Source organism: Pseudomonas oryziphila (assembly GCF_003940825.1).
GTDB lineage: Bacteria > Pseudomonadota > Gammaproteobacteria > Pseudomonadales > Pseudomonadaceae > Aquipseudomonas > Aquipseudomonas sichuanensis.
The window spans coordinates 3,896,477-3,913,138 of sequence record NZ_CP034338.1 but is presented as its reverse complement, the minus strand read 5'-3'; the positions used below and the strand labels follow the sequence as shown (position 1 = coordinate 3,913,138).

Genomic DNA, 16,662 nt, shown 5'->3' with positions numbered 1-16,662 from the left:
CCCTTGCGGTATGCCTGTGGCAGCCGCATTTCTTTTTATACCTCCAGTCACTCTGGTTCGCCCCTGACCGGCCGAAAGGTCTCTGCCACTGTGAGGCAGGCTTTCCCGCGGGAAAGGCAGGGCGGATCTTGTACTGGCTCATCCCAACCCACGTGACCTTTGGTAGGGGTCACCACTAGGAGAGGAGGCGCCATGCCCGTTATTACTCTTCCCGATGGCAGTCAACGCACGTTCGACCAGCCGGTATCCGTAGCCGAAGTCGCCGCCTCGATCGGCGCCGGCCTGGCCAAGGCCACCCTGGCCGGCAAGGTCGACGGCAAGCTCGTCGATGCCTGCGACAAGATCGATCACGACGCCACCCTGCAGATCATCACCCCCAAAGATGCAGAGGGACTGGAGATCATCCGTCACTCGTGCGCCCACCTGATCGGCCACGCAGTGAAGCAGCTGTACCCGACCGCCAAGATGGTGATCGGCCCGGTGATCGAGGAAGGCTTCTATTACGACATCGCCTACGAGCGTCCTTTCACCCCGGACGACCTCGCTGCGATCGAAAAGCGCATGCAGCAGCTGATCGACACCGACTACGACGTGGTCAAGAAGATGACCCCGCGTGCCGAAGTCATCGACGTGTTCACCAGCCGTGGCGAAGACTACAAGCTGCGCCTGGTCGAAGACATGCCGAATGAGCAGGCCATGGGCCTGTACTACCACGAAGAATACGTCGACATGTGCCGCGGCCCGCACGTGCCGAACACCCGCTTCCTCAAAGCCTTCAAGCTGACCAAGCTGAGCGGCGCCTACTGGCGCGGCGATGCCAAGAACGAGCAGCTGCAGCGCGTGTACGGCACCGCCTGGGCCGACAAGAAGCAGCTGGCGGCCTACATCCAGCGCATCGAAGAAGCCGAAAAACGCGACCACCGCAAGATCGGCAAGCAGCTCGACCTGTTCCACCTGCAGGAAGAAGCGCCGGGCATGGTGTTCTGGCACGCCAACGGTTGGACCATCTACCAGGTACTCGAGCAGTACATGCGTAAAGTCCAGCGCGAAAACGGCTACTCGGAAATCAAGACCCCGCAGGTCGTCGACCGCATCCTCTGGGAGCGTTCCGGCCACTGGACCAACTACGCCGAGAACATGTTCACCACTTCGTCGGAAAGCCGCGACTACGCGGTAAAACCGATGAACTGCCCATGCCACGTGCAGGTGTTCAACCAGGGCCTGAAGTCCTACCGCGACCTGCCGCTGCGCCTGGCCGAGTTCGGTGCCTGCCACCGCAACGAGCCGTCCGGCGCGCTGCACGGCATCATGCGCGTGCGTGGCTTCGTGCAGGACGACGCGCACATCTTCTGCACCGAAGAACAGGTGAAGAAAGAAGCCGCCGACTTCATCAAGCTGACCCTCGATGTGTACAAGGACTTCGGTTTCACCGACGTCGCCATGAAGCTCTCGACTCGCCCGGCCAAGCGCGTGGGTTCCGAAGAGCTGTGGGACCGCGCCGAAGGCGCCCTGGCCGAAGCGCTGAACGACTCCGGCCTGGAGTGGGAATACCAGCCGGGCGAGGGCGCGTTCTACGGCCCGAAGATCGAGTTCACCCTGCGCGACTGCCTGGGCCGTAACTGGCAGTGCGGCACCCTGCAGTACGACCCGAACCTGCCTGAGCGCCTCGACGCCAGCTACATTGCCGAAGACAACAGCCGCGTGCGCCCGGTGATGCTGCACCGCGCCATCCTCGGTTCGTTCGAGCGCTTCATCGGCATGCTCATCGAGCACTATGCCGGCGTGTTCCCGGCATGGCTGGCGCCGACGCAGGCAGTGGTCATGAATATCACCGACAAGCAGGCCGATTTCGCCCTCGAGGTCGAGAAATCTCTGAACGGTAGCGGTTTCCGTGCCAAGTCGGACTTGAGAAATGAGAAGATCGGCTTTAAAATCCGCGAGCATACTTTGCTCAAGGTCCCGTACCTTTTGGTTATAGGGGATCGTGAAGTCGAAACGCAAACCGTCGCAGTGCGTACTCGCGAAGGCGCTGACCTGGGCTCCATGCCCGTCGCCCAGTTCGCTGAGCTGCTGAATCAGGCGGTTTCCCGGCGTGGTCGCCAAGAATCGGAGTAATGACTATTAAGCGTGAAATGAGAAACGATAAGCGTGCTGTACCGAAAGCCCCGATCAACGAGAATATCTCGGCCCGCGAGGTTCGGTTAATTGGCGCTGATGGCGAGCAGGTTGGCATCGTCTCGATTGATGAAGCGCTTCGTATTGCTGATGAAGCGAAGCTGGATCTGGTAGAGATCTCTGCAGACGCGGTACCGCCTGTCTGCAAGGTCATGGACTACGGCAAGCACCTCTTCGAGAAGAAGAAGCAGGCCAACGAAGCCAAGAAAAACCAGAAGCAGATTCAGATTAAAGAAATCAAGTTTCGTCCAGGGACGGAGGATGGGGATTACCAGGTAAAACTACGCAACCTGGTACGTTTCCTTACCGATGGGGACAAGGCCAAGATCTCTCTGAGATTCCGTGGCCGTGAGATGGCCCACCAGGAGCTGGGCATGGAGCTGTTGAAGCGGGTTGAAGCTGACCTCGCCGAATACGGCACCGTTGAGCAGCATCCGAAGATGGAAGGACGCCAGCTTATGATGGTCATCGCCCCCAAGAAAAAGAAGTAATCTCCCGGGCACGGCAGGCCTGATGATTATGTGTAATTTTATCGAATGCGGAGTTCCAACATGCCAAAAATGAAAACCAAGAGCGGTGCTGCGAAGCGTTTCCTGAAAACCGCTTCCGGCTTCAAGCACAAGCACGCTTTCAAAAGCCACATCCTGACCAAAATGTCGACCAAGCGTAAGCGTCAACTGCGCGGTGCCAGCTTGCTGCACCCGTCTGACGTTGCAAAAGTCGAGCGCATGCTGCGCGTACGTTAATTTCGGTCAAAGATAGAGGAAGTTACTCATGGCTCGTGTAAAGCGTGGCGTCATCGCTCGTAAGCGTCACAAGAAAATTCTGAAACTGGCTAAAGGCTACTACGGTGCACGTTCGCGCGTATTCCGTGTTGCCAAGCAGGCTGTCATCAAGGCAGGCCAATACGCCTACCGCGACCGTCGCCAGAAGAAGCGTCAGTTCCGCGCTCTGTGGATCGCTCGTATCAACGCCGGTGCACGCACCAACGGCCTGTCTTACAGCCGTCTGATTGCTGGCCTGAAAAAAGCGTCGATCGAAATCGACCGCAAGGTTCTGGCTGACCTGGCAGTGAACGAAAAAGCGGCGTTTGCTGCAATTGTCGAGAAAGCTAAAGCCGTTCTGGCCTAAGTACCCACGACAATCATCCGTCGGCGCCCTGCGCCGTCGGGTGTAAAACGTCATCGATAGGGGAAGAGCCTTCAAAAGCTCTTCCCCTATTTTCGTATCTGGAGTCTGTACATGGAAAACCTGGACGCGCTGGTTGCCCAAGCCCTTGAGGCCGTGGAACGCGCTGAAGACATCACAACCCTGGAACAGATCCGGGTCCAATTCCTCGGCAAGAAAGGCGAGCTGACCCAGGTGATGAAGACCCTGGGCAACCTGCCAGCCGAAGAGCGCCCCAAGGTTGGCGCGCTGATCAACGACGCCAAGGAACGCGTCACCGACGTGCTCAACGCACGCAAGGCCGCCTTTGAAGAGGCCGAGCTCAACGCTCGCCTGGCCGCCGAATGCATCGACGTCACCCTGCCAGGCCGTGGCCAGACCACCGGCGGGCTGCACCCGATCACCCGTACTCTCGAGCGCATCGAGCAGTTCTTCACCCACATCGGCTACGGCATCGCCGAAGGCCCCGAGGTCGAAGACGACTACCACAACTTCGAAGCGCTCAACATCCCCGGCCACCACCCGGCCCGGGCGATGCACGACACCTTCTATTTCAATGCCAACATGTTGCTGCGTACCCACACCTCGCCGGTGCAGGTGCGTACCATGGAGTCGAGCCAGCCGCCGATTCGCATTGTCTGCCCGGGCCGCGTCTACCGCTGCGACTCGGATATCACCCATTCGCCGATGTTCCACCAGGTCGAAGGCCTGCTGATCGATCGCGATATCAACTTTGCCGACCTCAAGGGCACCATCGAAGAGTTCCTGCGGGTGTTCTTCGAGAAAGAACTGGCCGTGCGCTTCCGCCCGTCGTTCTTCCCCTTCACCGAGCCGAGCGCCGAAGTGGATATCCAGTGCGTGATGTGCTCCGGCAAAGGCTGCCGCGTGTGCAAGCAGACCGGCTGGCTGGAAGTGATGGGCTGCGGCATGGTCCACCCGAGCGTGCTGCGCATGTCCGGCATCGACCCGGAAGAGTTCCAGGGCTTCGCCTTCGGCATGGGCGCCGAGCGCCTGGCCATGCTGCGCTATGGCGTCAACGATTTGCGTCTGTTCTTCGACAACGACCTGCGGTTCCTGGCGCAATTCCGCTAGGCCCAATCGACGCAAATTCTAGGAGAACAGCATGAAATTCAGTGAACAGTGGCTGCGCGGTTGGGTAAACCCGCAAGTCTCCCGTGACGAACTGGTCGCTCGCCTGTCCATGGCCGGCCTCGAAGTCGACAGCGTAACCCCCGCTGCCGGCCAGTTCAGCGGCATCGTGGTGGGTGAGATCCTCGCCACCGAACAACACCCGGACGCCGACAAGCTGCGCGTGTGCCAGGTAAGCAACGGCGCAGAAACCTTCCAGGTGGTCTGCGGCGCCCCCAACGCCCGCCCAGGCATCAAGATCCCGTTCGCCATGATCGGCGCCGAGCTGCCGGGCGACTTCAAGATCAAGAAAGCCAAGCTGCGCGGCGTCGAGTCCTTCGGCATGCTGTGCTCGGCTGCCGAACTGCAGATCAGCGAAGAGAACGACGGCCTGCTGGAGCTGGCCGCTGACGCCCCGGTCGGCCAGGACATTCGCCAGTACCTGAACCTCGACGACGCCAGCATCGAGATCGGCCTGACCCCGAACCGCGGCGACTGCCTGTCCCTGGCCGGCCTGGCCCGCGACGTCAGCGCCCTGTACGACGTCCCGGTCACCCGCCCGGTTGTGCCGGCTGTCCCCGCTGCCCACGACGAAGTGCGCTCGGTGGAAGTCAGTGCCCCGGCTGCCTGCCCACGTTACCTGGGCCGTGTCATCCGTAACGTCGACTTGAGCAAGCCGACCCCACTGTGGATGGTTGAACGCCTGCGCCGCAGCGACGTGCGCAGCATCGACGCCGCCGTCGACATCACCAACTACGTGATGCTCGAACTCGGCCAGCCGATGCACGCCTTCGACCTCGCCGAAATCAACGGCGGCATCCGCGTGCGCATGGCCGAAGAGGGCGAGAAGCTGGTCCTGCTGGACGGCCAGGAAGTTGCCCTGCGCGCCGACACCCTGGTGATCGCCGACCACACCCGCGCCCTGGCCATTGCCGGCGTGATGGGTGGCGAGCACAGCGGCGTCAACACCGAGAAGACCCGCGACCTGTTCCTGGAAAGCGCCTTCTTCGAGCCGATCTCCGTCGCTGGCAAGGCCCGTTCCTACGGCCTGCACACCGACGCCTCGCACCGCTACGAGCGCGGTGTCGATTCGCAACTGGCCCGCGAAGCCATGGAGCGCGCCACCGCGCTGCTGCTGGAGATCGTCGGCGGTGAAGCCGGCCCGATCGTCGAAGCCGTCAGCCAACAGCACCTGCCGAAAATCGCGCCGATCACCCTGCGCGACGAACGCATCACCCAGATGCTCGGCCTGCAGATGGACGCCGCCCAGGTCGAGCAACTGCTCAATGCCCTGGAGCTGAAAACCAGCGCCAATGGGGCAGGGCAGTGGACTGTTACCGTGCCAAGCCATCGCTTCGACATCAGCCTGGAAGTCGACCTGATCGAAGAACTGGCCCGCCTGTACGGCTACAACAACCTGCCGGTCCGCTACCCGCAGGCGCGTCTGGCGCCCCAGGGCAAGCCAGAGACCCGCGGCGAGCTGCCGAACCTGCGTCGCCTGCTGGTCGCCCGCGGCTACCAGGAAGCCATCACCTACAGCTTCATCGATCCGAAACTGTTCGAGCTGTTCACCCCAGGCGTCGAGCCGCTGGTGCTGGCCAACCCGATCTCCAACGACATGGCCGCCATGCGCGCCTCGTTGTGGCCGGGCCTGGTCAAGGCGATGCAGCACAACCTCAACCGCCAGCAAGACCGCGTGCGCCTGTTCGAAAGCGGCCTGCGCTTCGTCGGCCAGCTGGGTGACCTCAAGCAGCAGCCGATGATCGCCGGCGTCGTCACCGGCAGCCGCCTGCCCGAAGGCTGGGCCAACGGCCGTGACGGCATCGACTTCTTCGACGTTAAAGCCGATGTGGAAGCCCTGCTGGGCTACTCGGGCGCCCTGAGCGACTTCAGCTTCGTCGCCGGCAAGCACCCAGCCCTGCACCCAGGCCAAACCGCCCGCATCGAGCGCGACGGCAAGGAAGTCGGCTACCTCGGCGCCATCCACCCGGAACTGGCCAAGACCCTCGGCCTCGACCGCCCGGTGTACGTCTTCGAGCTGGTGCTCGGCGATGTAGTGGAAGGTCGCCTGCCGAAGTTCAGCGAACTGTCCAAGTTCCCGGAAACCCGCCGTGACCTGGCTCTGATCGCAGGCCGCGATGTGGCTTCCAGTTCGGTGCTTGAAGTAATTCGTGACAATGCCGGCGAATGGCTCACAGACCTCAGGCTGTTTGACGTCTACCAAGGTAAAGGCATTGATCCTGATAGAAAAAGCCTGGCCGTCGGCTTGACCTGGCAACATCCATCGCGCACTCTTAACGACGATGAGGTGAACGAAACCCTGCAAAATATCCTCACCTCGCTCGAACAAAGGTTGAACACCACGTTAAGGAAATAACGGCATGGGTGCTCTGACGAAAGCTGAGATGGCCGAAAGGCTGTACGAGGAGCTGGGGCTCAACAAGCGAGAGGCCAAGGAGCTGGTCGAGCTGTTTTTCGAAGAAATTCGGCATGCGCTTGAAGATAACGAGCAGGTCAAGTTGTCCGGTTTCGGCAACTTCGACCTTCGCGACAAACGCCAGCGGCCGGGCCGCAACCCCAAGACAGGGGAAGAGATCCCGATCACCGCTCGCCGCGTCGTCACCTTTCGTCCAGGGCAGAAGCTGAAAGCCCGGGTAGAGGCCTATGCTGGAACCAAGCCATAACGACGAGCTGCCCCCCATCCCGGGCAAACGCTACTTCACCATCGGTGAAGTCAGCGAGCTCTGTGCGGTAAAACCGCACGTGCTGCGCTACTGGGAGCAGGAGTTTCCGCAGCTCAACCCAGTGAAGCGCCGTGGCAACCGGCGGTATTATCAGCGCCAAGACGTGCTGATGATCCGCCAGATCCGCGCTTTGCTGTATGACCAGGGCTTTACCATTGGCGGGGCGCGGTTGCGGCTCTCCAGTGATGAGGTCAAAGATGATTCCAGCCAGTACAAGCAGCTGATTCGGCAGATGATTGCCGAGTTGGAGGATGTGTTGGTGGTGTTGAAGAAGTGACCCGTTTGCCGATGAATGGAAATTTTTGAAAAAAAGCTTTCATTAATCAAAAGGTTAGGGTAGATTCATCAACGTTCTCAGCGGTATCGAGAATGATGTCGGGGCGTAGCGCAGCCCGGTAGCGCACTTGCATGGGGTGCAAGGGGTCGAGTGTTCGAATCACTCCGTCCCGACCAAAAAACTCCAAAGAATCCAGTCACTTAGCGGTGGCTGGATTTTTTTATGCTTGACCGCTTTTCACTGGTTAGCAATTTTGCCCCACTTTTTGCCCCACCGAGATGTCGATTGTATTTCGGGTGCTGGTTGGCACATCAAAATCCGTAAGTGAGCGCTTCTCAAGAGCGTCTAACTATATGAGTTAATGGGCACATGCTCGCACCAGTGAATCTTCAATGACCGTTTTCGCTCCAAGCTGTGTTAGCACCCCCTCTGCTGTCTAACCTTTCCGGTCGTCGTGGTCGTGGGGGTAATCATGAAACGATCCATCGAGGGTGAGGCTAGGACGCAGGTTACGTTGCTGCCTGGGAGCTTGGACGACTTCATCATCGATGAAAATCCATTGCGAGCGGTCGATGTCTTCTCCGGTGAACTCGACCCGGGTCTGCATGGTTTGCATGCTGGACTTGGATCGCCAAGCCTTTACCATGGGCTGTCCTAGTCAGCCTGCAAGGAAGCAAATGATCATCAACAAGGCATCTCGGCTTTCTGTCTCACTGCCCATTTATACAGCATCTGTATTTGTGTGGATTTACATTGCAACCACGACCTTCAAAACAGCGTTACCCGCATTTAAAGGATATTTAACTCCTTTCCAATTTGGTCAGGTACTGGGGAATTTGCTCATTTGCCTGGTCGTAGCTGCGTTATCTTTGGGCTGTGGCGGCTAGGAAGATATGTGCGTACCTCTAGCTTAAAAAGGGTGCTCAAGCAGGCAGCTATCAATCAGCCCTACTCTTTTCGTACCTGGCCCACGGGGGGAATGGCTGCTTTGAAGATAGCCCCATGAGATGAGCATCTGGGTGAGCGTGTGGGTAACCGGGCGTTTGCGGTTGAGTGCTTTAATCAGTACGAAAGCTGACAGCGCAACCACTGGCTGCCCGTGATGACGGGACAGCCATTTGGCACGACATGAGTATCGAAGTGTCAGCTTGACGAACAACTGCTTGTGAGTCAGGCAGTTGTGTCGACGGAGTTTTGCAGCGTGATCATTGTTGCCTGCATCGCCATCATGTTTGCCGTTACACTCGAAATCTGGGCTTGGATCGCTGCCGCCTGCGCATTTTTTTCCTCGCTGGATGCTTGACCAGATTGAGCTTGCTGCAGGTGTTGTTGCAGCTCCTGGATTCGCTTCGCCGCTTCGGTGATCTGCTTTTGCAGTTTTTCCAGTATGTCTTTTTTGGACGTGCCAGCTCCCGTCTCGGATCCGGCCCGTGTTTCTGCTTTTACGCTAATTGAACCGGTGGTTGTTGAGTCGTCTTTTGACGCAACGGGTTCAGGGCGCTCCGATACTGAATAAGGTGTGGACGTGTTCGTGATGCCGTTGAAGTTTGCATCGATTGCCATGATGGATGTCCTTGGTTTTGTTGCTGTTCGGTTCGATCGACTGGTCAAAATGTTAGCTGCTTGCGGTAGGCTTACGTAATCAACGGGATTCTTTGATGGGCGTTACCTAATCCGCCATGGAATGAGCCAGGTGCTAGTTGAAGGGGGGAGAGGCGAGGATTTACTTTGTGGTCATGGACACAAGCTCCATTTGCGAACCCCACGGCGTCAGAAAATAGAACCACTGCACACCGTCAGGATTGGTAATCGGCTCGTTCAGTACTTTCAAACCCTTGGATTTGACGAGGGCAAGGCTGCGCGCGATATCGTTAGTTTTGAGTGCAAAGTGGCTGGCGCCGCTATCGTCCTCGTGTGGGTGTTCAGGGTTGATGTCCGGGCCCCGATATTGGAACAACTCCACTTTCGCGCCGCCGTCGAGCTGCACCATGGCGAAGCGCTGCAGCTCGCTGGATGGGTGCCAGCGAAACTGTGTTTTCCATTCTGCCGGGATGGCACCAGGGCGAATGTCCGAGATGACTTTGGCGCCCGCGAGATCGGCGAAGAAGTGAATCGCAGCATCGACGTCTGGAACATTCATGCCCACATGGTCGATAACTGATACCTCCAGTGCGCCTGATGGCACTGAGATGGTGCTGGATGAAGCGGCTTGAGCCCAAGAGGTGAACGCTACGGATAGCGCGATAAGGGTGAGCTTTACAACGTTCATGAGAAGACCCTGGAACAGTAAGGGAAGGCCGCATTGCTCGCGGCCTTTGCGGGTTAGATTTGCGCTTGGCCGCCGTCGACGAACAGTTCGGCACCGTTGACGAAGCTGGCATCGCTGGACGCCAGGAAAAGAGCGGCTTTGGCAATCTCTTCAGGCTCTCCGACGCGTCCCAAGGGAATCTGCGAAGCCAGGTAATCCAGCAGGCCTTGCTGCTGAGCTGCGTCCGGGCCGGCAAGGTCTACCAGGCCCGGCGTGCGGGTAGCGCCGGGGCTGATGGTGTTGATCCGGATGTTGCGATCCTTCAGGTCGAGGATCCAGTTACGGGCGAAGGCACGTACTGCAGCCTTGGAGGCCGCGTACACACTGAATGCGGGCGTGCCCGAGCTGGCAGCAGTGGAACCGGTTAAAATCACCGAAGCGCCTTCAGCCAGAAGTGGCAGCGCTTTCTGAACAGTGAACAGCGTACCTTTGACGTTACGATCAAATGTGTCGTAGTAGTGTTCTTCAGAGATGTCTCCCAGCGGCAACATCGAGCCACCCCCTGCGTTTGCGAACAACACATCGATACGCCCGTGCGCTGCAGCGACTTGTTGGTACAAGGCATCGAGTTCGTCCGGCTTAGAGGAATCCACTCGAACCCCTACTGCGTTGCCAACCAGTGCGACGGCGTTGTCCAGCTCCGTCTGGCGGCGCCCAGTGATGAATACCCGCGCACCTTCCTGAGCGAAAAGCTTCGCGGTTGCCAGCCCGATGCCTGAGGTTCCGCCAGTCACGATTGCGATTTTGTTTACAAGCTTGCCAGTCATGAGCGTTCTCCAATGTTTGAAATGTTGCGGTGGGAGAAGCGTATCGACGACAAGAAGAAACCAAAATAGAATTGTCAGAAACTCATCGTTGCAGAAATGAAATGAGCAAACTTCCGGATTTTGAAGGTTTGGCGATGTTCGCCAAGGTAGCTGAAGAGGGCTCGTTCGCTGCCGCTGCCAGAGTCATGGGCGTTTCGGTGCCCACCGTGTCCAGGGCCGTAGCTCGACTGGAGGAGCGACTGGGGGGGCGTCTGTTCAACCGCACGTCTCGACAACTTTCATTGACCGAGTTCGGTCAGAGCATGGCCGGCAAGGCTGGCGAAATCTACCGGCAGGCCGAAGAGGTAGAAGGTGAGGCAATGGAGCTCTCCGTTCGACCACGCGGCCTGGTTCGCCTTGCGATCCCCATGTCGTTCGGCTTGAGATGGGTCGCGCCCTTGATGCCCAAACTTATCCGGCAATATCCAGAACTCTCGGTAGACCTGCATTTGTCCGATGCTTCGGTCGACCTGATCGCGGATGGTTTTGACGCTGCCTTGAGAATCGCGGCGCTGCCAGACTCATCACTGGTGGCTAGAAAGCTGTGTGCGGTAACCCAGTTTCTCGTCGCTTCACCGGCCTACCTCAACAAGCACGGAAGGCCACAACACCCCCGAGAGCTGGCAAGTGTGCCTTGCCTGAGCTACGCCTACCGCGCCCGGACGCAGGTATGGAGGTTCACGCATGCCTCTGGAGTTGAAGAGGATGTCGTGCCTACCGGGCCTCTGCGGGTCACGAATTCGGATGCAATGATCCCCTTGTTGCTAGAAGGGATGGCCATATCCGAACTGCCTGAGTTCATCGCGAGTGAATACCTGATGGATGGGCGCCTGGAAAGAATCCTCCCGGAGTGGAGCATGACGCGGGGTGGTTTGTACTTCGTGACGCCGTCTGCACGAACCCGGCCAGTGAAGATCAGAGCGGTTTCCGATTTCTTCTTTGAACACTTGTCCGAGCCGGCGTGGCGCTGGGCACCTGGGTATGACTCATTAGGCGATGTTCAAAAATGAAATGATGGCTTTCAATCTTTGATATTTTCGTGCGGCCAGGGCTTCAGTAACGTTGACTCACCCCAAGCGAATGACGTTGGAAATCAACTTACCAAAGGCCCCTGTCGATGAAAGACGCCGTACAACTTTTCCAGACCTACCTGGACACCATTCAGAATCCTCGCGCCGCCGCTCAGTTGTTTGCCGAGGAGGGTGCACTGGAAATTCCATACCTCAAATCTCTGGGCATCCCCCACCGAGTCCAAGGCCCGGAGCAGATTGAAGCCTTTATCGCTTCCCTGCTCGCAAAAGTCCCCGGCTTTAAATTCCGGAGTATCCGTTTCCTTATCGATACGCCGGAGCAAGCGTTCGCTGAATACGACGTCGAAGCGCTGGTGCCAGCGACAGGGCGAGTCTATCGACAATCCTACGCGGGCCGCCTGGTCGCGCGTGACGGGAAGATCCAGTTACTGCGTGAGTCGATGGACACCGTTGCTGCCGCCAATGCCTTCGCCCCCGTTACCAACGCCTGACCTGTTCTCTGAGGAGTATGGATATGCAAAACATTCATCCTGCAGCTGCATCCGACCACGACAAGACGCTGCCGACCAAGATTCTCGTAAGTGCGTACTACCGCGTTCATCCCGACGACCGCCAGACCTTCATCGACGCGGTGATCCCCGAGATGCTGGCGGCCCAGAAACTGTCAGGCTGCATTTACTACGCATTTGCGCAGGATCTGAGCAACCCGAACAATTTCCATTTGACTGAAGGTTGGGCGGATGAAGAAGCTTACGAGCGCCATGAAAACTCGGAGTCTTTCCTCACGGCGCTGGCCACGGTTGTGAAAAACGTCCGTATCCTGGATAGAGAGGGCATTCGTTACGATGTGGCTAAACAGCACATTGACGATCCTCGTGGGAAAATCACCGAGTAGGTGAAATCTGTTTTTCCAGGGGGACGGTTTCAAGGGGCTGATTAACTGGTCTGTGCTGGTAACTGCGCCATTGGCCCACGCGTCTGGGTCATGGAGCTGACCTCATTGCTGACTTGCTCAAAACCGGCTTGTTACCCCGTAAAGTCATCGCAGATCAGCGTGCCGTCTCAGGCTAGGAGAAAGTTATCCGGATATTATCCGGAGTTGGGGCACACACCTCAGCCTCCAGTGCCGTTAATGGCATCCTCTTATATGCCCAGATGGGGGCTGGGTGGGTTTCTTCTCGTCTCGCTTTTGCATGATATGGCTTTTGTGGACGCTACCGGTCTTTTTTCGCCTATTCTGGGCTGCTTGGATAATGTGTAATAGGGGCTGGAAGGCGACATGAGTGGCGGGTCTTAGCCGGTAGCTATGCTCCGCGAAGGACGGCAAAAGGGTCGATAGCGGACAATCGGCAGGGACAAATCAGGCGGTGTAATCGAAAGAGTTCGAATTCCTACGCTTCCGCCACTATTTTTAATCAAAGCCCTGATTTTTCAGGGCTTTTTTGTGTCTGGTCGTTTTTGGTCCCCCATCTGGTCCCCCATTTATAGTTTGGCTCCCTCTGGCCTTTAGCGGATTCTGGTGGGCGCGTTGTGTTCATGGAGCAACTCGCGCCATGAAGGGGACATTGTCCGTGCGGGTGCACGGGTAAGCGTGTCGGCAGCAGGCTGCTGACCTATTCGTCTTCTACAACCCACCACCTGGATCGAATGCGAGTGTCGCACAGCGCCGTAATGCGGGTTTCGCGGTAGCCTCGTACCGGGCCGCCTGCGCGCTCAACTGTTAGATGGCCTGGATGATACAGGGGCAAATGTAGAACACTGTCTTGGAGGGGAAGTAGCAGTAGGGGTCGAGGGTGACCCGACCCACCCCAGCACGACCGCTACACCACCCAAACCCTCGAAGACCTCCTGGTCCAAATCTCCGAATACCTAGTCTGCGCCCTGACCGTCAGCCAGCAGTCCATCCCGCTCCACACCAAACCCCCAGCCCAGGTCCTGACCCTCGCCGCCATCCACGAAATCGACAGCGCCCACACCCTGGTGGAAGTGGCGCTAAGCCGCGTGCAATCCCGACACTGACCCGGCGAACTCGTACTCGCCCTAGATGTTCACCGATCAGGCCCCGCGCCGTTCGCGGGGCCGCAGGAGGAGTGGTATGGACAAGGAATCGCAAACCTCACGCATCAAGCAACTCGCCACCACCGGCGTCGGCCATTTCGGCGAAGGCGGGGAGGCTGGTGTGCAAGCCCCACTGTTCCGCGTAGTGCCGGGCCATCCGCTGGACCATGCGGTGGAGCAGGCGACCGTGCTGATGTGTGCGGTGCACAAGATCAGTGACCTGGCGATGGTGGAAACGGATAACCTGCCCACGCTACTGACGGCGATGCACTACCTCAGCGGCATGGCCAAGGCGCTGGTCCAGGATGCGAACCACGGTTTGATGGCCCCGGCCTTGCGGGGCGAATAGAGCAGAAGCAACACGCCCGAAGGTGTCTTCGGGCGACATGACCCTCATGTGATGGCGCCCCGGAAATCGATAACTCGCTCAAGCGCCGCGTCGACTCTCCAGCTTGGCAAACAGATACATGCCAACCAGCATCGCCACCACGAACACAAGCACCTGCCACCGCCCAGTAGACAGCAACGCCACCGCCGGCCCTGGGCAGAAACCGGCAATCCCCCAACCCACGCCGAACACCAGACTGCCGCCAATCAAGCGGGCATCCAGTGTGCGCTTGACGGGCAACTGCATGGGCGCACCGAGCAAGGACTGTTTGCGCGTGCGCGCCCAGTTCAGCGGGGCGGCCGCCACCGCGATGGCGCCTGCCATCACCAACGCCAGGCTGGGGTCCCAGACCCCGGCCACATCGAGAAACGCCAGCACCTTCGCGGGGTTGGTCATGCCCCCCAGCAGCAGACCGAAGCCAAAGACCAACCCTGCGAGAAAGGCCGTGAACTTGCGCATGTTCAAGCCCCCAGCAGATGGCGGATGACAAACACCGTGGCAAACCCGGTCGCCATGAAGCACAAGGTGGCCAGCATCGACCTGGGTGACAACCGGGACACGCCACAGACGCCATGGCCACTGGTGCAACCTGCGGCGTAGCGGGTGCCCACACCTACCAGCAGGCCGGCAATCACCAACGCCGGCCACCCGGCGTGGATCTCGATCTTGGGCAATACGGCAAACAGCCCCCACAGCACCGGCGCCAGCACCAGGCCGAGCAGGAACAGCGCCTTCTCGCTGCGGCCCTCACCATCGCCCTGGATCAGGCTGCCAAGCAGGCCGCTGATGCCGGCGATACGGCCATTCGCCAGGATGAATAGGCTGGCGGCCAGGCCGATCAAGGCGCCTCCGGCCAATGACGCCCAAGGCGTGAAGTTGACCCAATCGATGTTCATGCTGCAGCTCCCGGCAACAGAGGTTCTGGTCAAAATATAGGCCTGCGCGGGTACAAGAGCCTGTGCCAAAAGGGCTAACCGTTCGCTGCCGAACTCGGGCATCCGCGGGCCGGGATTGTAGTACCGTTCTGAAACCTGTAACGATGGGCTTGCCCAAGGTTCGCATGGCTGCTTCTGCTGTATTATTGCCTTCGTCAGGCCGCATATGCGGTAGCTGTCGCAGGGGCGAGAACAGGAGCAGAACATGTCCAAGTCAAGGGTAAAGGTGGCTTTCCTGGCCGCCGAGCGCGAAGCGCAGGAGGCCAAAAAAGCCTTTCTTGAGCTTGTGCATGCTGACATATCAGAGCATCCGGAAAGGATCCAGCCCATCCCGTCAGCGTTGCTGAATCGTATGAGTCACCTTCGGGCCAAAGCGCAAGCGAATCGCGAGCGTACCGAGCTGCTTGAAGGTTGAGTGATGCAGCCAGGGATGATTACGCTAGTCAACGAATGGGCACTGTTTGGTCATCCGCTTTTTCTCAGCCGCTTTGAAGCATTGATTGTCGAAGCGGAATGTCTGGCAGCCGATGATCCAGACGGATTCCATAACCATCCCCATTACAAGCTTCTGGAAAAAGTCGATGCCTCTATCATGGAGCGCGTACCGGCAGATCCAGGTGCGAAGGCTTACGTTCAAGGCAACACTCTGGGTAAGGACTGTCGGCACTGGCGCAGGGTCAAAGCCGGGCTGCCCAACCGCTATCGCCTTTTCTTCCAGTACCGAGGCGACGTTCCCAAAAGCATCATCCACGCATGGCTGAATGACGAGGCGACCCTACGCAAGGCTGGCGCTCGCACTGATGTCTATACGGTTTTCAAGGCGATGCTCAAGAAAGGCGCAATGCCCGATGCTTTCGCCGACCTTCTCCAGGCTTCTTCCCCAGTACCTGAGTACAACTGATCCGTTCTGAATCTAACTTCAGAGCTGCAGAAGTAAGCAGAAGCTACGTGCAAAACTCACGGCTCGACAGCATTGGCCACAAACCGTTTCCACGGGGTGGCAAGCGGCTGTGCAAGAGGGCCAATACGCACAGTGATGCAAGCTGATCTCGTAGGTCCTACAGGATTTCTTCTGCTATTCATGTAGTCCATTTCCTGACAGCCCTTTTTCAGGCCTTAGCCTGTTGAGATAGTGAATCTGCAAGACTAGTCTCGCCCTGCTCGTCGTGTTTCACCGTCCGGGGTTGGCCGGGCCTTCAGATCAGCGCACTGCACAAGGATCGTGCGGTGAGGCACGGAGGCCCCGGAGGGGGACGCGCGGCGGGCTCTTTTTTTCCACTGGGCGGGTGGCCGGTTGCGGCCGTTGCCGTCGTTGACAGGGGGTAAGCGCATGGACAAGGACGAGCAATCGCAGGAGCGGCAGAAACTGAACGTCATCGCACTGGCCCAACGGGGCAAGCAGATGCCAACACGCCACTGGGTGCAGGCCACGCCGGGGCTGCAGACGCGCGAGGTACTGGAGGAGGCTTCAGTCATCCTGGGCTGCGTCACCGGGCTTACCCAGCAGGCACTTGCCAAACCACGCGAGGCGCAGACGCTGATGCGCGCGACCTTCTACCTCAGCGGCCTGGCCAGGGTAATGATCGAGGGGCAGTTGCCATCGATCAAAGAGCAAGGCGACAAATAAGCCTCGACCGTTAAACGA

The 16,662-nt window shown here is 58.7% G+C and carries 21 protein-coding genes and 1 tRNA gene; 17 read left to right on the top strand and 5 right to left on the bottom strand.

Going from position 1 to position 16,662, the window contains the following annotated elements:
* Positions 1 to 192: 192 nt before the first annotated feature.
* The 10 genes from thrS (at position 193) to EJA05_RS18385 (ending at position 8,378) form a co-directional block, all read left to right on the top strand.
* Positions 193 to 2,115, top strand: coding sequence for a threonine--tRNA ligase (gene thrS, locus EJA05_RS18435; protein ID WP_125859347.1), 1,923 nt, complete (start codon positions 193 to 195; stop codon positions 2,113 to 2,115).
* Positions 2,115 to 2,666, top strand: a complete 552-nt coding sequence (gene infC, locus EJA05_RS18430; RefSeq protein WP_012052879.1) for a translation initiation factor IF-3 — start codon at positions 2,115 to 2,117, stop codon at positions 2,664 to 2,666. Before thrS ends, infC begins: the two co-directional genes overlap by 1 nt.
* A 60-nt stretch (positions 2,667 to 2,726) precedes the next feature.
* A complete protein-coding gene (gene rpmI / locus EJA05_RS18425; RefSeq protein ID WP_003250667.1) occupies positions 2,727 to 2,921 on the top strand; it encodes a 50S ribosomal protein L35 in 195 nt (64 codons plus the stop codon).
* Between the two features lie 28 nt (positions 2,922 to 2,949).
* Positions 2,950 to 3,306 carry a 50S ribosomal protein L20 gene (gene rplT, locus EJA05_RS18420; protein ID WP_003250671.1) on the top strand — a complete coding sequence of 119 codons (357 nt, stop codon included), beginning with the start codon at positions 2,950 to 2,952 and terminating at the stop codon, positions 3,304 to 3,306.
* 111 nt (positions 3,307 to 3,417) lie between these two features.
* The gene (gene pheS / locus EJA05_RS18415) at positions 3,418 to 4,434 is read left to right on the top strand and encodes a phenylalanine--tRNA ligase subunit alpha (RefSeq protein WP_110993887.1); all 1,017 of its coding nucleotides are present in this window, start codon (positions 3,418 to 3,420) and stop codon (positions 4,432 to 4,434) included.
* Between the two features lie 31 nt (positions 4,435 to 4,465).
* Positions 4,466 to 6,847, top strand: a complete 2,382-nt coding sequence (gene pheT, locus EJA05_RS18410) for a phenylalanine--tRNA ligase subunit beta (RefSeq protein WP_125859346.1) — start codon at positions 4,466 to 4,468, stop codon at positions 6,845 to 6,847.
* A gap of 4 nt (positions 6,848 to 6,851) precedes the next feature.
* Positions 6,852 to 7,154, top strand: a complete 303-nt coding sequence (gene ihfA, locus EJA05_RS18405; protein WP_009394049.1) for an integration host factor subunit alpha — start codon at positions 6,852 to 6,854, stop codon at positions 7,152 to 7,154.
* Positions 7,135 to 7,491, top strand: coding sequence for a MerR family transcriptional regulator (locus EJA05_RS18400; RefSeq protein WP_125859345.1), 357 nt, complete (start codon positions 7,135 to 7,137; stop codon positions 7,489 to 7,491). The genes ihfA and EJA05_RS18400 overlap by 20 nt, the downstream gene beginning before the upstream one ends.
* Before the next feature lie 99 nt (positions 7,492 to 7,590).
* Positions 7,591 to 7,667: transfer RNA gene (locus EJA05_RS18395), tRNA-Pro, on the top strand.
* 501 nt (positions 7,668 to 8,168) lie between these two features.
* A complete protein-coding gene (locus EJA05_RS18385) occupies positions 8,169 to 8,378 on the top strand; it encodes a hypothetical protein (RefSeq protein WP_125859343.1) in 210 nt (69 codons plus the stop codon).
* A gap of 283 nt (positions 8,379 to 8,661) precedes the next feature.
* Here the strand turns inward: EJA05_RS18385 and EJA05_RS18380 are convergent, their stop codons facing one another.
* The 3 genes from EJA05_RS18380 to EJA05_RS18370 form a co-directional block, all read right to left on the bottom strand.
* Entirely contained in the window at positions 8,662 to 9,054 is a 393-nt protein-coding gene (locus EJA05_RS18380) for a hypothetical protein (protein ID WP_125859342.1), read from the bottom strand.
* Positions 9,055 to 9,214: 160 nt separating this feature from the next.
* Complete coding sequence (locus EJA05_RS18375) at positions 9,215 to 9,760, bottom strand: VOC family protein (RefSeq protein ID WP_125859341.1); 546 nt, start codon at positions 9,758 to 9,760, stop codon at positions 9,215 to 9,217.
* Positions 9,761 to 9,813: 53 nt separating this feature from the next.
* Positions 9,814 to 10,566 carry an SDR family NAD(P)-dependent oxidoreductase gene (locus EJA05_RS18370; RefSeq protein WP_125859340.1) on the bottom strand — a complete coding sequence of 251 codons (753 nt, stop codon included), beginning with the start codon at positions 10,564 to 10,566 and terminating at the stop codon, positions 9,814 to 9,816.
* Between the two features lie 101 nt (positions 10,567 to 10,667).
* Between EJA05_RS18370 and EJA05_RS18365 the strand changes: the two genes are divergently transcribed.
* The 4 genes from EJA05_RS18365 (at position 10,668) to EJA05_RS18350 (ending at position 14,043) form a co-directional block, all read left to right on the top strand.
* Positions 10,668 to 11,615 (top strand): LysR family transcriptional regulator, encoded by a 948-nt coding sequence (locus EJA05_RS18365; RefSeq protein WP_125859339.1) that lies wholly within the window; start codon positions 10,668 to 10,670, stop codon positions 11,613 to 11,615.
* Between the two features lie 107 nt (positions 11,616 to 11,722).
* Positions 11,723 to 12,127, top strand: coding sequence for a nuclear transport factor 2 family protein (locus EJA05_RS18360; RefSeq protein WP_125859338.1), 405 nt, complete (start codon positions 11,723 to 11,725; stop codon positions 12,125 to 12,127).
* 23 nt (positions 12,128 to 12,150) lie between these two features.
* On the top strand, positions 12,151 to 12,531 hold the full coding sequence (locus EJA05_RS18355) for a putative quinol monooxygenase (RefSeq protein WP_125859337.1): 381 nt from the start codon (positions 12,151 to 12,153) through the stop codon (positions 12,529 to 12,531).
* A gap of 1,200 nt (positions 12,532 to 13,731) precedes the next feature.
* Positions 13,732 to 14,043, top strand: coding sequence for a DUF3077 domain-containing protein (locus EJA05_RS18350; protein ID WP_190306003.1), 312 nt, complete (start codon positions 13,732 to 13,734; stop codon positions 14,041 to 14,043).
* A 78-nt stretch (positions 14,044 to 14,121) separates the two neighbouring features.
* Here EJA05_RS18350 and EJA05_RS18345 read toward each other — a convergent pair whose 3' ends face one another.
* On the bottom strand, positions 14,122 to 14,541 hold the full coding sequence (locus EJA05_RS18345) for a DUF6691 family protein (RefSeq protein ID WP_125859335.1): 420 nt from the start codon (positions 14,539 to 14,541) through the stop codon (positions 14,122 to 14,124).
* Between the two features lie 2 nt (positions 14,542 to 14,543).
* Complete coding sequence (locus EJA05_RS18340; RefSeq protein WP_125859334.1) at positions 14,544 to 14,978, bottom strand: YeeE/YedE family protein; 435 nt, start codon at positions 14,976 to 14,978, stop codon at positions 14,544 to 14,546.
* Positions 14,979 to 15,222: 244 nt separating this feature from the next.
* On the opposite strand from EJA05_RS18340, the gene EJA05_RS18335 reads away from it, so the two are divergent.
* The 3 genes from EJA05_RS18335 to EJA05_RS18325 all read left to right on the top strand — a co-directional run bounded on the left by EJA05_RS18335 (position 15,223) and on the right by EJA05_RS18325 (position 16,644).
* Positions 15,223 to 15,432, top strand: coding sequence for an AbrB/MazE/SpoVT family DNA-binding domain-containing protein (locus EJA05_RS18335; RefSeq protein ID WP_125859333.1), 210 nt, complete (start codon positions 15,223 to 15,225; stop codon positions 15,430 to 15,432).
* A gap of 15 nt (positions 15,433 to 15,447) precedes the next feature.
* On the top strand, positions 15,448 to 15,918 hold the full coding sequence (locus tag EJA05_RS18330; RefSeq protein WP_223811856.1) for a type II toxin-antitoxin system YhaV family toxin: 471 nt from the start codon (positions 15,448 to 15,450) through the stop codon (positions 15,916 to 15,918).
* A gap of 429 nt (positions 15,919 to 16,347) precedes the next feature.
* The gene (locus EJA05_RS18325; protein WP_125859331.1) at positions 16,348 to 16,644 is read left to right on the top strand and encodes a DUF3077 domain-containing protein; all 297 of its coding nucleotides are present in this window, start codon (positions 16,348 to 16,350) and stop codon (positions 16,642 to 16,644) included.
* The last annotated feature ends 18 nt before the right edge of the window (positions 16,645 to 16,662 follow it).

Coding starts and splice junctions, on each gene's coding strand:
- thrS (WP_125859347.1), top strand. CDS start 193: ATGCCCGTTATTACTCTTCCCGATGGCAGTCAACGCACGTTCGACCAG.
- infC (WP_012052879.1), top strand. CDS start 2,115: ATGACTATTAAGCGTGAAATGAGAAACGATAAGCGTGCTGTACCGAAA.
- rpmI (WP_003250667.1), top strand. CDS start 2,727: ATGCCAAAAATGAAAACCAAGAGCGGTGCTGCGAAGCGTTTCCTGAAA.
- rplT (WP_003250671.1), top strand. CDS start 2,950: ATGGCTCGTGTAAAGCGTGGCGTCATCGCTCGTAAGCGTCACAAGAAA.
- pheS (WP_110993887.1), top strand. CDS start 3,418: ATGGAAAACCTGGACGCGCTGGTTGCCCAAGCCCTTGAGGCCGTGGAA.
- pheT (WP_125859346.1), top strand. CDS start 4,466: ATGAAATTCAGTGAACAGTGGCTGCGCGGTTGGGTAAACCCGCAAGTC.
- ihfA (WP_009394049.1), top strand. CDS start 6,852: ATGGGTGCTCTGACGAAAGCTGAGATGGCCGAAAGGCTGTACGAGGAG.
- EJA05_RS18400 (WP_125859345.1), top strand. CDS start 7,135: ATGCTGGAACCAAGCCATAACGACGAGCTGCCCCCCATCCCGGGCAAA.
- EJA05_RS18385 (WP_125859343.1), top strand. CDS start 8,169: ATGATCATCAACAAGGCATCTCGGCTTTCTGTCTCACTGCCCATTTAT.
- EJA05_RS18380 (WP_125859342.1), bottom strand. CDS start 9,054: ATGGCAATCGATGCAAACTTCAACGGCATCACGAACACGTCCACACCT.
- EJA05_RS18375 (WP_125859341.1), bottom strand. CDS start 9,760: ATGAACGTTGTAAAGCTCACCCTTATCGCGCTATCCGTAGCGTTCACC.
- EJA05_RS18370 (WP_125859340.1), bottom strand. CDS start 10,566: ATGACTGGCAAGCTTGTAAACAAAATCGCAATCGTGACTGGCGGAACC.
- EJA05_RS18365 (WP_125859339.1), top strand. CDS start 10,668: ATGAGCAAACTTCCGGATTTTGAAGGTTTGGCGATGTTCGCCAAGGTA.
- EJA05_RS18360 (WP_125859338.1), top strand. CDS start 11,723: ATGAAAGACGCCGTACAACTTTTCCAGACCTACCTGGACACCATTCAG.
- EJA05_RS18355 (WP_125859337.1), top strand. CDS start 12,151: ATGCAAAACATTCATCCTGCAGCTGCATCCGACCACGACAAGACGCTG.
- EJA05_RS18350 (WP_190306003.1), top strand. CDS start 13,732: ATGGACAAGGAATCGCAAACCTCACGCATCAAGCAACTCGCCACCACC.
- EJA05_RS18345 (WP_125859335.1), bottom strand. CDS start 14,541: ATGCGCAAGTTCACGGCCTTTCTCGCAGGGTTGGTCTTTGGCTTCGGT.
- EJA05_RS18340 (WP_125859334.1), bottom strand. CDS start 14,978: ATGAACATCGATTGGGTCAACTTCACGCCTTGGGCGTCATTGGCCGGA.
- EJA05_RS18335 (WP_125859333.1), top strand. CDS start 15,223: ATGTCCAAGTCAAGGGTAAAGGTGGCTTTCCTGGCCGCCGAGCGCGAA.
- EJA05_RS18330 (WP_223811856.1), top strand. CDS start 15,448: ATGATTACGCTAGTCAACGAATGGGCACTGTTTGGTCATCCGCTTTTT.
- EJA05_RS18325 (WP_125859331.1), top strand. CDS start 16,348: ATGGACAAGGACGAGCAATCGCAGGAGCGGCAGAAACTGAACGTCATC.